The 14,236-nt window shown below is 36.1% G+C and carries 12 protein-coding genes; 7 read left to right on the forward strand and 5 right to left on the reverse strand.

Translation table 11 applies throughout. From position 1 onward, the window contains the following. Nucleotides 1-60: 60 nt before the first annotated feature. From M0R38_02275 to M0R38_02295, 5 genes are read left to right on the forward strand one after another with little or no spacing between them, the layout of a single operon-like run. Nucleotides 61-1,962 (forward strand): T9SS type A sorting domain-containing protein, encoded by a 1,902-nt coding sequence (locus M0R38_02275; protein MCK9480570.1) that lies wholly within the window; start codon nucleotides 61-63, stop codon nucleotides 1,960-1,962. Further along, nucleotides 1,962-2,663, forward strand: coding sequence for a tRNA pseudouridine(55) synthase TruB (gene truB / locus M0R38_02280; protein MCK9480571.1), 702 nt, complete (start codon nucleotides 1,962-1,964; stop codon nucleotides 2,661-2,663). Before M0R38_02275 ends, truB begins: the two co-directional genes overlap by 1 nt. After that, the gene (locus M0R38_02285) at nucleotides 2,650-3,585 is read left to right on the forward strand and encodes a bifunctional riboflavin kinase/FAD synthetase (protein ID MCK9480572.1); all 936 of its coding nucleotides are present in this window, start codon (nucleotides 2,650-2,652) and stop codon (nucleotides 3,583-3,585) included. The genes truB and M0R38_02285 overlap by 14 nt, the downstream gene beginning before the upstream one ends. Next, the gene (locus M0R38_02290; protein ID MCK9480573.1) at nucleotides 3,542-4,480 is read left to right on the forward strand and encodes a M23 family metallopeptidase; all 939 of its coding nucleotides are present in this window, start codon (nucleotides 3,542-3,544) and stop codon (nucleotides 4,478-4,480) included. Before M0R38_02285 ends, M0R38_02290 begins: the two co-directional genes overlap by 44 nt. Before the next feature lie 5 nt (nucleotides 4,481-4,485). Then, a complete protein-coding gene (locus M0R38_02295) occupies nucleotides 4,486-5,163 on the forward strand; it encodes a hypothetical protein (GenBank protein MCK9480574.1) in 678 nt (225 codons plus the stop codon). An 11-nt stretch (nucleotides 5,164-5,174) separates the two neighbouring features. Here M0R38_02295 and M0R38_02300 read toward each other — a convergent pair whose 3' ends face one another. Both M0R38_02300 and M0R38_02305 read right to left on the reverse strand, forming a co-directional pair. After that, nucleotides 5,175-6,080 carry a DUF4249 domain-containing protein gene (locus tag M0R38_02300; GenBank protein MCK9480575.1) on the reverse strand — a complete coding sequence of 302 codons (906 nt, stop codon included), beginning with the start codon at nucleotides 6,078-6,080 and terminating at the stop codon, nucleotides 5,175-5,177. Then, complete coding sequence (locus M0R38_02305) at nucleotides 6,077-8,725, reverse strand: TonB-dependent receptor (protein MCK9480576.1); 2,649 nt, start codon at nucleotides 8,723-8,725, stop codon at nucleotides 6,077-6,079. The genes M0R38_02300 and M0R38_02305 overlap by 4 nt, the downstream gene beginning before the upstream one ends. A gap of 238 nt (nucleotides 8,726-8,963) precedes the next feature. On the opposite strand from M0R38_02305, the gene M0R38_02310 reads away from it, so the two are divergent. Beyond that, nucleotides 8,964-10,289: a T9SS type A sorting domain-containing protein gene (locus M0R38_02310; protein ID MCK9480577.1), complete on the forward strand. Its 1,326-nt coding sequence runs from the start codon at nucleotides 8,964-8,966 to the stop codon at nucleotides 10,287-10,289. 204 nt (nucleotides 10,290-10,493) lie between these two features. Further along, nucleotides 10,494-11,789, forward strand: coding sequence for a T9SS type A sorting domain-containing protein (locus M0R38_02315; GenBank protein ID MCK9480578.1), 1,296 nt, complete (start codon nucleotides 10,494-10,496; stop codon nucleotides 11,787-11,789). Here the strand turns inward: M0R38_02315 and M0R38_02320 are convergent. The 3 genes from M0R38_02320 to M0R38_02330 are packed head-to-tail and all read right to left on the reverse strand — an operon-like array spanning nucleotide 11,779 to nucleotide 14,229. Further along, nucleotides 11,779-12,570 (reverse strand): RNA methyltransferase, encoded by a 792-nt coding sequence (locus tag M0R38_02320; GenBank protein ID MCK9480579.1) that lies wholly within the window; start codon nucleotides 12,568-12,570, stop codon nucleotides 11,779-11,781. The genes M0R38_02315 and M0R38_02320 overlap by 11 nt on opposite strands. Before the next feature lie 9 nt (nucleotides 12,571-12,579). Continuing rightward, the gene (locus M0R38_02325) at nucleotides 12,580-13,011 is read right to left on the reverse strand and encodes a thiol-disulfide oxidoreductase DCC family protein (protein ID MCK9480580.1); all 432 of its coding nucleotides are present in this window, start codon (nucleotides 13,009-13,011) and stop codon (nucleotides 12,580-12,582) included. Further along, nucleotides 13,012-14,229 (reverse strand): hypothetical protein, encoded by a 1,218-nt coding sequence (locus M0R38_02330; protein MCK9480581.1) that lies wholly within the window; start codon nucleotides 14,227-14,229, stop codon nucleotides 13,012-13,014. Nucleotides 14,230-14,236 lie beyond the last annotated feature (7 nt).

The following is a 14,236-nucleotide window of genomic DNA, read 5'->3' on the forward strand; positions in this document are numbered from 1 at the left end:
TGACAGCCATAGTTTCTTCGGTTTTAATATCTTTGCCCCTATCAATTATAGATAATAGCAATGATAATGAAGCAATGTAAGTGGTTTGTATTGATTGTGATTTGGTCTTTATCACAAATTGCAAGTGCACAAGTACCATACACGTATAAAGTTAAAACAGGATTTAGATTTGGTTTGTCTAATGAATTCAATCCAAACGAACTGCAAAACACACCAACGGGTGTTTATTATATTGCGAAAGCAATGCCTGAACCTGCCGGGAAAAAGGTAAGTCATAAAAATGAGGTTAATAATCTGAGAACCCAACAAGGAGTACTTTATTCGACTACGAACGTTGATAGAAGAACAGCGGCAGTCCCTATGATTGTTGAGGGATTTGAAGGGTCTATCGGTGGCGGTATTCCAAATGATAATAATGTTGCGGTTTCAAAGTCGGGATGGGTAGTAAGTGTTCTGAATACTAATATAAGAGTGTATAATGATACCGGAAAATGGATAAAGAATTGGTCGTTGGAAGCATTTCCAAGAAGTGTGGGAAATGATCGTCCGGGAAATGGAGTAGGAATTCTTGACAGGTCGTATGATCCTAAAATTGTGTTTGATAATGAAGCAAATAAATTTATCATTGTTTACCTTGAAGGTTCAGAGAGTTCTGACACTCGTATTATTGTAGCTTTTTCCAAAACTGATAACCCATTGGAAGGATGGAATGTTTATGAACTCAACGGCAATCCATTTGGAGGCAAAACTTGGTCAGATTATCCTGTGATTTCATTGTCTGAACAAGACTTATATGTTACTGTAAATATTGTTAAAGATAGTGTAGATTGGACTGTTGGATTCACACAGTCTGTTATTTGGCAAATTCATAAGGAAGATGGTTTTCAAGGAGATTCTTTAAGAGCTAATTTGATTGGCGATATTCGATATGAAGGAAAATCGATTTGGAATATTTGTGGAATTCCAGGTGGTTATAACCAATTTAAAGCAGGGATGTTTTTCTTATCAGTGCGCCCCAGCGATATGCAAAACGATACGGTCTTCTTACATCGGATTCACAATAATTTAGTAGATGGAGAACCCGTTTATTCATTGACTGTCCTCACAACAGATAAACCCTATGGCTTGCCGCCTGATGCATTTCAACCGCAAGTTGGTTATAGACTTCAAACAAATGATGCGCGTGTGTTATCAGGATTTACACATAACAATGAAATACAATATGTGCAAACCACGAAGAACTTTCAAAATAATCGTTCTGCAATCTATCATGGAATCATTAGTGATATTTATTCCAACCCAACAATTAAAGGCAAAATCATTTCGGACGATTCATTAGATTTGGCATATCCCAGCATGGTTTATGCAGGTGACGGGAAGTGGAATAGTAATGCTGTTATTACTTTTTCTCATGCATCCGAGAATCATTATCCCGGTTCTTCTTTTATCTATATGAATGATAACAATGAATACAGTCAAATAGTCAGAATTAAATCAGGCGAAGGGCTTATCAATACCTTCTTGGCTGATTCAATTGAAAGGTGGGGAGATTATACAGGTATTCAAAGAGACTATGCTCATCCTGGAGCATTCTGGACATCCGGCTCTTTTGGTGATAAGTTTAATAAAAATAGTACTTGGATAAATAAGATTGTGATTAACGACAAGAATGTTGCGAATCCGGTTATTCAACCGCAAAATCGAATGGTCAATGCGTTTCCTAACCCTGCAAAAGATGTGTTACAACTTGAACTCTTTTTTGTGCAAAAAGGAAATTTTTCTGTTAAAATAATTGATGTGAACGGCAAGATTGTGTTTGATGAAATGCACACAGCAGAACAGACCGGTCGTTATCGTTGGTATTTGAATATAACACAATTAAAAGCTGGTGTTTATACTTATCAAATATCCCAGAGCAATAGTAAACAAGTGATTAGCGGTAAATTTTTGGTGGAGCAATAATGATAACAACAACACCTGTCAATAAGCCATTGCAAGAAGGCATATTATTAATGAACAAACCACTGCATTGGACTTCTTTTAATGTGGTGAAGAAAGTGCGATACCTGCTGAAACATAAAGGGTATAAAGTTGGACATGCAGGAACACTTGACCCTTTAGCAACCGGATTAGTCATATTGTGTACCGGGAAGACTACAAAACAGATTGAATCCATACAGGCGCAACCAAAGGAATATACAGGAAGTTTTTTCTTGGGTGCTACTACTTCTTCCTTTGATTTAGAAACTGAGCCAATACCAACAAAGGACTGCACTTTGCCAACTGCCGAATCAATACAGCAAGCTGCATTGCGACTAACCGGAGAGATCGAACAAATTCCACCCATCTTTTCTGCTGTCAAAGTAGATGGTAGAAGAGCTTATAAGTATGCAAGGGAAGGCAGTGAATTAAATTTGAAATCCAGAAAAGTGATTGTGTATGAGTTCGAGATTACAAATATTGAACTACCCTTAGTTTGTTTTAGGATTAAATGCAGTAAAGGTACTTATATTCGAAGTCTTGCAAATGATTTTGGGAAAATATTGGGTGTCGGTGCATACTTGAATAGTCTTTGCCGAACACAAATAGGAGAATTTACATTAAAAGATGCATTTTCAATTGAAGGTATAGAAAAATTAATAGCTGAAAATGAAGCTGTATAGGAATCTTCCCATCAAGAATACTTTTCGCAATGCAGTTCTGACACTTGGAACTTTTGATGGTGTGCATGTTGGTCATCGCAAAATAATTGAAAGAATGAAGGAAATAGCCCGTAATGTCGGTGGAGAAACCGTGCTGCTATCCTTCTATCCGCATCCGCGTCATGTTCTGCATACACATCAAAGTACATTGAAAATTATTTCTACCATAGATGAGAAAATTCAATTGTTACAAGAGACGGGTTTGGACAATCTTGTTGTGATACCATTTAACCCTGCATTTGCTGCTACCGAACCGGAATACTTTGTACGTGATTTTTTAAGTGAAAAATTTAACTTGAACACCCTTGTTATAGGCTATGATCATAGGTTTGGAAAAGATAGGAAAGGGGATTTTGTTCTCTTGTCTCAGTTAAAAGATAAATATGGGTTTCGCTTAGAGCAAATAGATGCCCAAGAAGCGGACGAAATAACGGTAAGTTCAACATTTATCAGGAAGGCATTGATAGAAGGAGATTTGAAAACTGCCAATGATTTGTTAGGAAGACCCTATTTACTAAAGGGTAAAGTGGTTGAAGGATTAAAAATTGGACGGACAATCGGGTTTCCTACTGCGAACATAGAAGTAGCAGATGCAAATAAGTTAATTCCTGCAAATGGTGTGTATGCAGTGAGTGTTGTTATTAAGGGAAAAAAATATTTTGGAATGTCGAATATAGGGAGCAATCCGACTATTTTAGAAAAAGGTTTTTCTATTGAAGTGAATATTTTTAACTTTGTGGACTCTATTTACGGAGAAGAAATAGAGGTCAATTTTATTAAAAGATTTAGAAACGAAGAGAAATTTACTAACTTAGAAGAATTAAAAGCACAGCTTGCCAATGACAAGATTGAAGCAGAGAAAATACTCGCCAAAGTTCGTTAAGACTACAATTCTTACAACTTTGTTGGTGCTTGTTAGTTTATCTGTCAATGCATTGAACTTCTATACTGATTCGACTAGTATTAAGACTACCGAGAAACTAGGATTACCCTTGTTGAATGACTCACTTGCCTTAGATGATAATACAAAGACGACAACGGAGTTTTTTAGATTTGGTCCCGTTGATGAATTTTTTATGGATTGGGACACTGCTGTAGTTGACCCATATCAATTTGATATTAAAGAGATTACATATGATTTTCCGGTTTGTCTTTTTATAAGCCCGGATGATGTATATTCTTTGCCACTCAAAAGTATGTCACCTACATCTCCTTTTGGACCGCGCTGGGGCAGGCATCACAAAGGAATTGACTTTGGATTGAACGTTGGAGATTCTGTTTACAATATGTTTGATGGTATGGTTAGAATCTCTGTATACAGCCCGACATTCGGTAACTTTATTGTGGTAAGACACTTCAATGGCTTGGAAACTATCTATGCCCATCTTTCTGAACGCAATGTGTCATCCGGTGATATTGTTAAAGCAGGAGATTGTGTTGGGCTAGGAGGAAATACAGGACGCTCAACAGGTCCCCATTTGCATTTTGAAATAAGGTATAGAGGTGTAGCTTTTGACCCAGAAAATCTGTTTGATTTAGGTTATGAAGATATCGTAGGTGAAGAGTTAACCATAGAGCCCACACTGTTTAATTATTTAAAATATAAAAGTAAACGCAGTCATTCCGGAGCAAAAGGCAACTATCACACAATTCAAAACGGAGAGACACTCTATAGTATTGCAAAGAAATACGGTACTTCTGTTAATGCTTTATGTAGATTGAATGGAATTTCAGAATCTTCCATTATTAGAGCCGGCAATAGACTCAGAGTCAGATAATTACTATGTCTGCAAAAATTGTAAGATTGTCCGGTGGTTGGGTTGTAATTACACTTTCAGTTTTGTTTTTACAATCATGTTTACATTCAGATATCACAACCGAATCTGATGGTAGCGACACAGATTCAGTATTAGATTCTTCTTCGAGAGTATCTACCGAAAATGATTTTCAATCACATGATACTATGTTTCAAAATTTTTATGTTGCACATTTAGACAACGATAGTATCCCTGATTCTTTGTTTATTATGCCGCCCATTGTTAACGATAACGGTGATGAATATGTACAAGATTGTCAAGGTCCATGTATTACAAAAATTAGTTTTAGTAATAATCTTCCCCCAATTTATGTTCAGCAGAGTTTGGGAGGTGAAATCAAAGTGCTTGAGGATATCAATGAAAATGGGTATAGCGAAATAGTATTTTTCCCATATTGGTTCCAAAGTTGTTGGTCGCGGATGGATATCTTTAGTTTTAATGATCAAAATTGGTCATTAGTAAAGTCCATTGATTATAATAGTTGTGATGAAACCCTGCCTACAAATTTTGAAAAAGTTGATAAAGGAGTGTTGCGTGTAATAACCAATGGGTATCAGTTTGAAGAGAACTCACGCGAAATAGAGCAAAATCAGCAAGAATTGCCCGGACTTGAGGCTAAGATTTACGATGTTGAAGTAAAGTAAAAAGAGTAGAGCTATTTAAAGTAATACTCTATTGTTTCAGGAAAGTCTGTTGCAAAAATGCCGTATCCTCCTTGAATGTTTGAGTAAACTGAAGTTGTTTGGGAGAAGGGATCGGATTGATAGAAAAGGTATTCATTGAGCGAACGTGTGTATATGTATCGTTCTTTTGAAAGTGAGCTTACATGTAAGTTAATAGAAACAATCCTTTCTTTATCCGGTGACTTGTGTTCAACAAAAGTCCCAAATTTGAGATTGGCAATCAAACCCTTAAATTCATCATCTACCAATAATAATTCCTTCTTGGAAAACTGAGTGTTAATGTTTCGTACAAACCAGTAATCGTTTGTAAACAAATCCATTTTTTCTATGTGTAGTGTTGAGTCAGTGATGTTTCCGTTTGATTTTTTGTAGGTATAAAATGTTTTTGTGCAATAAAAGAGATAGTAGTTGTCGGTATTTGGGATGTCAGATAAACGGATACTAATTTGAAAAAAATGAGGCTTTCCTTGGAAATATATGGTTGAAGTGTCGGCAGTGTAAGAAGGTTTGTTGCGTGGTGTGCGAGATTGAGAAGTGCAATAATATGATTTTGCAGTCTCTGAAGCCTCTATCAGATATAAAGTTGCAGGTTGGGCAATAACTGTAGATGCAAAGTATCCGGTTGCAGTATCATTGGCTAAAACCTCTATCACATTGCCGGCAGAGTCTAACAATTTGACAATAGCGTTTTGTAAGAAAGTCAGGTTACCGTCTTCTGAAGGTGTATAGGTCTCAGAAATTCTAACTCTAATTGGTTCTCCGACTGTTACAAATGAATTTACTACCATTTTCTTTTCAATTTGGTTTTCGGGAAAAGGGAGCTCCTTTGTACAGGATACAAGGGCTAAAGAGATAATATAGAGTAAAAATCTTTTCAAAATTCTTGCCTGTATGTAAATGATGGGATGATAGGGAAAAGGGTAACTTGTCTTAATACTCTGTTTCCTACATCATTATAGGATGGAGTAATGAAGAAAGCATTTTGTCTGTTGTAAACATTATAAAATCCAAATGACCACGTTCTCAATCCTAACTTGTTCTTTTTGTAATTGCTATAGTTAATGTCAAGCCTATGATAGTTAGGCATTATATAGTTGTTTCGTTTATTGTTTACATAAATATCAACTGATGGAGTTCCGGTTGAAATTCCTGAATAAATTTGATTCGGAAGGGTTATTGGGTTGCCGGTAGCAAAAATAAAGTTTGCTGAAAAGATATTGCGTTGGTTGATTTTGTAAGTAACTGTTGAACTTATATCATGCAGGCGGTTGTATCTGAATAAAAATGGCTCTCCGTTGTTAATGTCAGCAAATTCTCTCGTACTTTTTGACAAACAATATCCAATCCACCCTACTAATTTGCCTACTGTTTTTTCTACATATACTTCAACTCCAATTGCATTCCCTTTTCCGGCTGTAATAAAGTCTGCCCAATTATTCGAATTTCTCAGGTAGTTTGCACCATCTTTATAGTCGATTACATTATGCATTTGCTTGGAAAATCCATCTATTCCAAAATTAAATGTTTCACTATTGTACTTAAACCCAAGCCCTATTTGTTCATTGGATTGTGGCTTGATTTTGTCAGAAGATAATATCCATAAATCGCTTGGAATACCGATTGTTGAATTGGTCAATAGGTGCATATATTGTTGTGTTTTAGAATAGCCAATATTCACAACTATTTTTTTTGTAAGGTATGTATTGAATGAAACTCTGGGCTGTAAGGATGAATATTGAGTAGATTTGAAAAAAAATCCGGCATAGTTTAATCCAACATTGAATTCCGAACGGTTGCCAATTTTGATTTGATTGTCGATATAAATTGAAGGCTCAAAACCAATGCTTCCTTCAATCATGCTTTTAGACGGTTCTAAATTTGGCAGGTTGCTAGTCAGCGTTGTAACACCCGGTTGGAAATAATGCGAAATATACTGTGCGCCAACATTGATTTTCCATTTATTCATAATGAAATAATCTATATCAGCGTTGGCACCAAAATCCCTAATAATTGACTCAAATTTGTAATCAAAGTAATTGACTAAAGAGGTGTCTTTGTTTGTTTCTTCAAATGAATATGTGCTTTGGTTGCCAAAATTGTATGAGGAATACCAACCTGTAACTTTCAAGATGGATTTTGAAGAGAGAATTAAACTGTATTTAATAGATGCCACAGTATTTCCCCATGAAAAACTTTGTTTGTCTCTTTCTTTAATCTTCAGCGTTGGGTTGTCAAGTTTGAATGAATTATTTAGCAGTATCTTATCTATACCATTATAAAAAGAGATTGTGATTTTTGAATTCTTGTTTATTCGATGAACAAGTTTGCCGTTTAAATCATAGAAATAATAAGCAGACAGAAACCCTGCACTCTGAGTAGATAAATCTTTTTTAACAAAAGGTGAAAGCAATAAGTCAATGTGAGAGCGTCTGGCTGATGCTATGAAAGTTGTTCTTTTTGACTTTCCTATTGGACCTTCCAAGGTTAATCTTGAACCTATAAGTCCAAGCACCGCTTCCCCCTTAAAATGTTGCCTGTTCCCATCCTTTGTAATAACATCCACAACTGAAGAGAGCCTTCCACTGTATTTGGCAGGAAGCACGCCTTTATTCATGGAGACATTTTTTATGATTCCGGGATTAAAAATCGAATAGAAACCGAAAATATGCACAGGATTGTATATCTGAATCCCATCTAAAAGAACTAGATTCTGATCTGCATTTCCACCCCTGACAAAGATACCTGAAGTGCCTTCACCAACAGATTGGATGCCGGGCAAGAGCTGTAATGTTCTAAATACATCTGATTCGCCAAATAAGGGCGATAAATCGGAAATTTGTCGCCCTTTGAGTGTAATGTTGTTGCCACTTTCTTGTGTTACTGAATTTGTGTTTTCATTGTTGTTGACAATGATGATTGGTAAGTTGATTGTTGGTGCAAGTTTGATATCAAATCTTAGTTTTTGTTTTGATTTAACTGTGATAGACTTGGGTTGATAGCCCACATAACTAATTCGGAGTTCTATACTGTCTTTGAATGTTTGAATGGAATAAAATCCTTCATGATTGCTAACCGTTCCAATATTCTCTATGGTATTTACAATATTGCAACCTATCAACCTCTCACCTGAAAGACTATCAGAAATAAAACCACTGATAGTGAAATTGTTTTTGGAATGTATTTCTATGTGAGTCAAAACAATGGTGTTGGGAGGGATGAATAGACAAGAGATGTCATTAGGATACAAGAAATCTTTGCAGAATTGTCCAAGTGCCATGTTGTTGCTCTTTAAGTCAAGTTTGTGCATCTTAGAGATTGTGGACTGTTTATAGCTAAATACAATCCCGGTTTGTTTGTTAATGTCTTTTAGAATTGCTGATAAATGTGCTCTTTTGTTTTGCAGCGTTATCTGTTTATTCGCTATAGAATCAGGTAGGTTTTCAGACTTAAGCTCAATCGCAAAAAGCAATAATAACAGAGTGAAAATACAACCAATTACCTCGTTCTTGCGCAGCAGCAACATACCCTACAAACTTAGTTATTTTTGTAGATGCACTCGTCATGAAAGCGGTGAATTTTAGATTAATTACTAAAGTGATTAATGTGAGAATGTAATTGAAAACGGAGTGAAATAGGAATAACATAAATTTAAGTTGGAAGATAAATTTTTGTTCCTTATATTTGTGTCAGTTGTTTAAAAACAAATACTTTTTCTTTAGTTCCTTTACTTATATGTGATAAACTTAAAGTAAATCAATGAGATGGCTAATCATAATATAAAGAATTATTTCATAGCATTTTTAATGTTTGGTACTTGTGTAATGTTGAGTATAAATCAACAAGTGAATGCTCAATGCGTGCTTCCTACTTATGATGTTGTCATAGGAAGTCCAACGAGTAATACCAGTTGGACACCTGCAGGAAGTGGAACAACAGGTGGAACAAGAAGTAAAGTTGTTCAAATACATTCCAGTCCCGATATTTTCATGCGCATAACGTTTATAGCACGTTCCTCTTCGAGCGTTACGCTCTCAAATTGGGATCAGACACCGGCTTCTCCTTTGGATAAAACACGTGGATATACAGAGTCTTGGCAACCAATAGTGCGGTTCCCATCTTCAAATTCTGCAACGGATACTGCTTGGGCTGAATTTTTAGTAGAATTTGCTTCAAAAAATGGTTCCGGGTCTAATAGCTTTGATAACAACCTCGACACATTTCCTTGTTTGCCTGTTACAATCATTGACCTTGATGGCAGTGGATCAAGTACAGGTTCTAATGCATTTCAAGAAATTAACTATGTTAGTGCCCCCTCCGTGCCTTTTGGAATTCCTGGGTCCACCATATCTTCAGGTATGGTCGGAAGTTGGGTTGTGAATGTGAGTGATTTTCCGGTATTCAATAATATTGATACCATTAATAAGGTCGCAATGGTGCAAATGAATTTTTCATCAATGCAGTTTTTTCAAATCAGAGCAGGTGTCATAGGCAGACGTAGAAATAATCCTACTGAGAGGCAATATTCATTCTGGCTCAAACCTTTTGATTCATTAACGAGTTACCTTCCTGTTCATTATTTGAATCAAACTGTATCAGGTACAACTCATAGTGTTTTGTATGATTGGAGTACTGCACAAGAAGATAATAACAGCCATTTTGAAATTGAACGCAGTTCTGATGGTGTCTTCTGGAGTAACATTGGGACCGTTAGCGGTTGTGGTACTTGTGTTGAAGGTCAAACGTATCAATTTGAAGATGAAGCTCCAATGAATGGTTATAACTTATACAGATTAAAACAATTTGATTTTAATGGAAAGTTTCAATATAGTCCTATTGTAAAGTATTTTTGGGAAAATCCACTTAATCAAATCAGAGTCTTGCCTAATCCAATCAATGATCAAGTGCATATAGTTGGAGTTGATTTACCGGATATAAAAATTATATCAGTTGTGGGTGCAGTGGTGTTAGAACAAAAAAGAGTGCAACAGCTTGATGTTAGAGCATTGCCTGCAGGTTTGTATTTTATTGAAATATCCAATGGACTTGGTTCAACTCAGAGAGTTGTACAGAGAATCGTCAAGCAATAATTTGGAGTGAGCTCACTCTGAATTTCCTTTCTATCTATGACAAAATTGCGTTCACAACACGTTAAACTTTGACTGATTGTTAAAGTTATAAGTTGTTTTCAAAAATTTTACTTCAGTTCATCCTTAAAATAGAGGAACGCTTAAGGCTTGGTATATAAATTGATAGAGCCATTAGTAGAAAATTTTAGTGAAGTATTTTCAAAAATGAAAGCAATTATTTCTAAGGTCTCATTTACTTTGATAATGAGTGCCATTCTTAGTTTTTCAGATGTGAGTGCGCAATGTGTATATCCTATACACAACGTTGTTATAGGCAGTCCGGGCAACTATCTTAGTTGGATATCTTCCGGTAGCAGTACGACAGGCGGGACTCGTTCACGTATTGTTCAAATTGGAACTACCCCTGATATATATATGCGTATTACCTGGGTAGCTCGTTCTTCTTCAAGTGTAACGCTGGGTAGTTGGGATTATACCGGTGGTGGGTACGGTGATTCATGGCAGCCAACGATTAATTTTCCTAGATCAACCTCTGCAACAGATACCTCTTGGGCAGAGTTTTTAGTGGAATTTGCTTCTAAAAATGGAGCAGGCGCAAATAGCTTTGATAATAACCCTTATACTTTTCCTTGTTTAGCTGCTACTATAATTGACATTGATGGAAGCGGTAATTCTTCAGGCTCAAACTCATTTCGCGAAATGGTTTGCGTAAGTGCCCCATCAATGCCTTATGGCATTGTTGGTTCTTCAGTTACGTCAGGAACTGTTGGTAATTGGATTGTAAATGTTAGTGGATATGCTGTTTTTAATAATATTGACTCTACTCAACATGCTGCACAAGTGCAGATGAATTTTACTAATGTACAAACTTATAGTATTCGAGTGGGTGTAATTGGGACCCGAAGTGCTAATTCTACCAATCGTCAAAACTCTTTCTGGTTTTTACCTTTCGGAACTTTAACAACTCCGCTTCCTGTTGTTTATACTCGTCAAAACCTGTTCAATTCAAGTAATGAAATTATTTATTATTGGACAACTTCACAAGAAACTAACAATCACCACTTTGATATTGAGAAAAGTACTGATGGAGTATTTTGGGCGAAAATTGGAGAGCAAAAGGGTGCAGGAACTAGCTATGAGAATAATGATTACTCCTTTGTAGATAAACATCCAATACAGGGAGTAAATTTATATAGATTAAAACAAGTAGATATAGACGGAAATTACGAATATAGCCCAATCCAGTCTTCTTATTGGGATACACCGGAGTTTGATGTACAAATCTATCCAAATCCAACAAATGATAAAATACATATTGCAGGTGTGGTCAATGCCGATATGAAGATTGTTTCTTTATCAACCGGCAAAGTTGTGATAAATAAGAAAGTTACGGATGAAGTGAGTCTTTCAGAACTTCCTTCAGGAATTTATTATATAGAACTTTCCAATGGTGTTGGGTTTGATAATAGAGTTGTTAGAGAGAAAATTATCAAACAATAGATGTCTTTTGTCTTCTAGCCTCAAATGCAATCACTGCCGCTGCAACTGACACATTAAGAGAGTCATTTTGTCCTTTCATAGGCACGATGATGTTTGTGAAGTGTTGTTGTCTCCAAAAAGAAGTAAGCCCTGTAGCTTCAGTACCTAAAACAATGGCACAATGTTGATGGAAGTCGGCTTGATAGTAGGGGAGTGCATTCTCAATGATCGTAGTAAAAACCTGAACATTTTTAGATAATAACCATTTAGCTACATCTTCTTTTGTTGCAGATGCTTTTGGAACGGAAAAAACCGTGCCTACACTTGAACGAATAACATTCGGATTAAAGAAGTCAGTTTTTTCATCGCAAACTATGACTGCATCAGCCCCGCAGCCGTCAGCGGTTCGGAGTATTGCCCCTAAGTTGCCGGGTTTTTCAACGCTTTCTAATACAATGATTAATGCATCTTCTGAAAGAGTGATTGCATCAAGGTTTGTGATTGGGAGTTGGCAAATAGCAAGACATTCCGCATGTTCTTCTCTATAGGATGCTTTACTGAAGAGGGCTTTGCTGAATTGGTATTGATGAGCAATGGATTGAAAGTGCTTATTTTCTTTTTCATTGAGGATTGCATTTTCTTCATGGATGAGTTCTGAAATGACAATGCCATTGTCAATTGCCATCATGATTTCTTTTTTTCCTTCAATCACAAATTGTTTGCTCTCCCTGCGCTCTTTGGGTTTGTTCAGTCTAATTATTTTTTTGAATAAGGGGTTGTCTTTGCTTGTGATTAGATTCATGATAATCAATCAAATAAATTTTTCTTTTAATTCCGGTGTAGGAATCATGCAGCTTTCTTTTTTGCCAAACCATTTATACCTATTGCGCGAAATAAACATATACAAAATATCGCGCAGAGGTTTTGGAAATATCCAACCGATTTGCAGGGGTAGCCATAACCAGCCAATGTGTTTTGCAATTACTAAAGCGGCAGTACTTTTGTCATAAAATCTGTTTTGTGATAAAACAATAATGCTTTCGGGTTGTGGGTCTAATTGTAGCGGGAATCCATGTTCTCGAAAGATGTTTGCTGTAGTTTCAGATTGCAATGCCGAAAATAGAAAGCGGTTTTTGAGGTCACGTTTGATGATAAATTGAACAGAACTGTTGCAGAGGTTACATTCCCCGTCAAAGAATACAATGATTTTTGAATGGTATTTTGATTCGGTTTTTTTGTTCATTTACCTTTTTAATTGTTCCAGTTTGCTATCAATTAAGAGTATGAGCTCATCTTGTTCGGGCAGTAATTCGAGATATAATTTCTTCGCCTCTTTAAGGTAATTGATGGTTTTTTCTTTGTTGCTTGTATTGAGCAAACCTGCTGTAAAGTAATACAGATTTGCTAAGACCTTTTTATTGGTTGTATATTGGGGTATCAGTGATTCAAAGAAGGAAATTAATTCAGAGGTCTTGTTGTATTGAGCATAAATCTCAACCAAACCGCCATACACTTCTGCATTTTCTGGGGCTGTTTCAAAATACAAGGTTGTATATTTTTTATATTCATTCTTTTTAAGTCGTACAGAGATGTCGGTTAGTGCATGAATATTGTCAAGGTTGTTTTTGTTAAGATTCCATGCTTCCAAAAAATATTTGTACGCTTCACTATCGTCAGACAGTTCTTCACAAATATAGCCTGCCAACCTGCTGGACTCCGATTTGGGAATGCTGTCATTATACAATTCTATTGCTGATTTTATAGCGGCTAATGCTGCAATATATTCTTTTCTATACATCTGTGTAAGTGCCAAATTATAATAAGCTCCGGCAAACTCAGGGTCTTTGTCAAGCGTAATTGCATAGTAAGTCATTGCCTGATTGTAATCCTCTTTTTGGGAGTAGAGATATGCCATGACATAATATGTTTTAGCAGATGCAGCCTTGTTTTTGATAGCAATCGGGGCATATTTTTCAATTTTTTTTTCGATTTCACTTTTCTTTAAAATCCAACCTTCGGGATATGTTTTGAGGATTTCAAAATAGAATTCACTCACGCCATTATAGAGGTCATATCGCTCGGGATTTTTTTGGATAAGGGTATCAAAAATCTCTTGGATAGGGAAATTCTTCATTAAGAAGTTACCCTGTTGTTTGCGCATTTTTTCAATATCTTGATTCTTAGCAAGATTCTCAAATGCAAACATTTGGTGCATAACGGTTGCGATATAATAATGGGTGGCTATTTCTTGTTTTGCAAGAAAAATGTCAGGATTGGAATTATGTGGATCAAGGCTGTCCAGAAACTCAAATGCAGTCAAGTACTGTTTGTCTTTTACTAAGCGATGAGCGTGAGTAAGAGGTGTTTCAGGGGGTTGTGCGCATGACTGCATACAAGGTAAACAGAGTAAAATTAAGAGTAAGGTAAGTGTTTGACTTATTTGATAGGTGTTGAATTTCATTTTCTAA

The organism is Bacteroidia bacterium (assembly GCA_023228875.1).
GTDB lineage: Bacteria > Bacteroidota > Bacteroidia > NS11-12g > UBA955 > JALOAG01.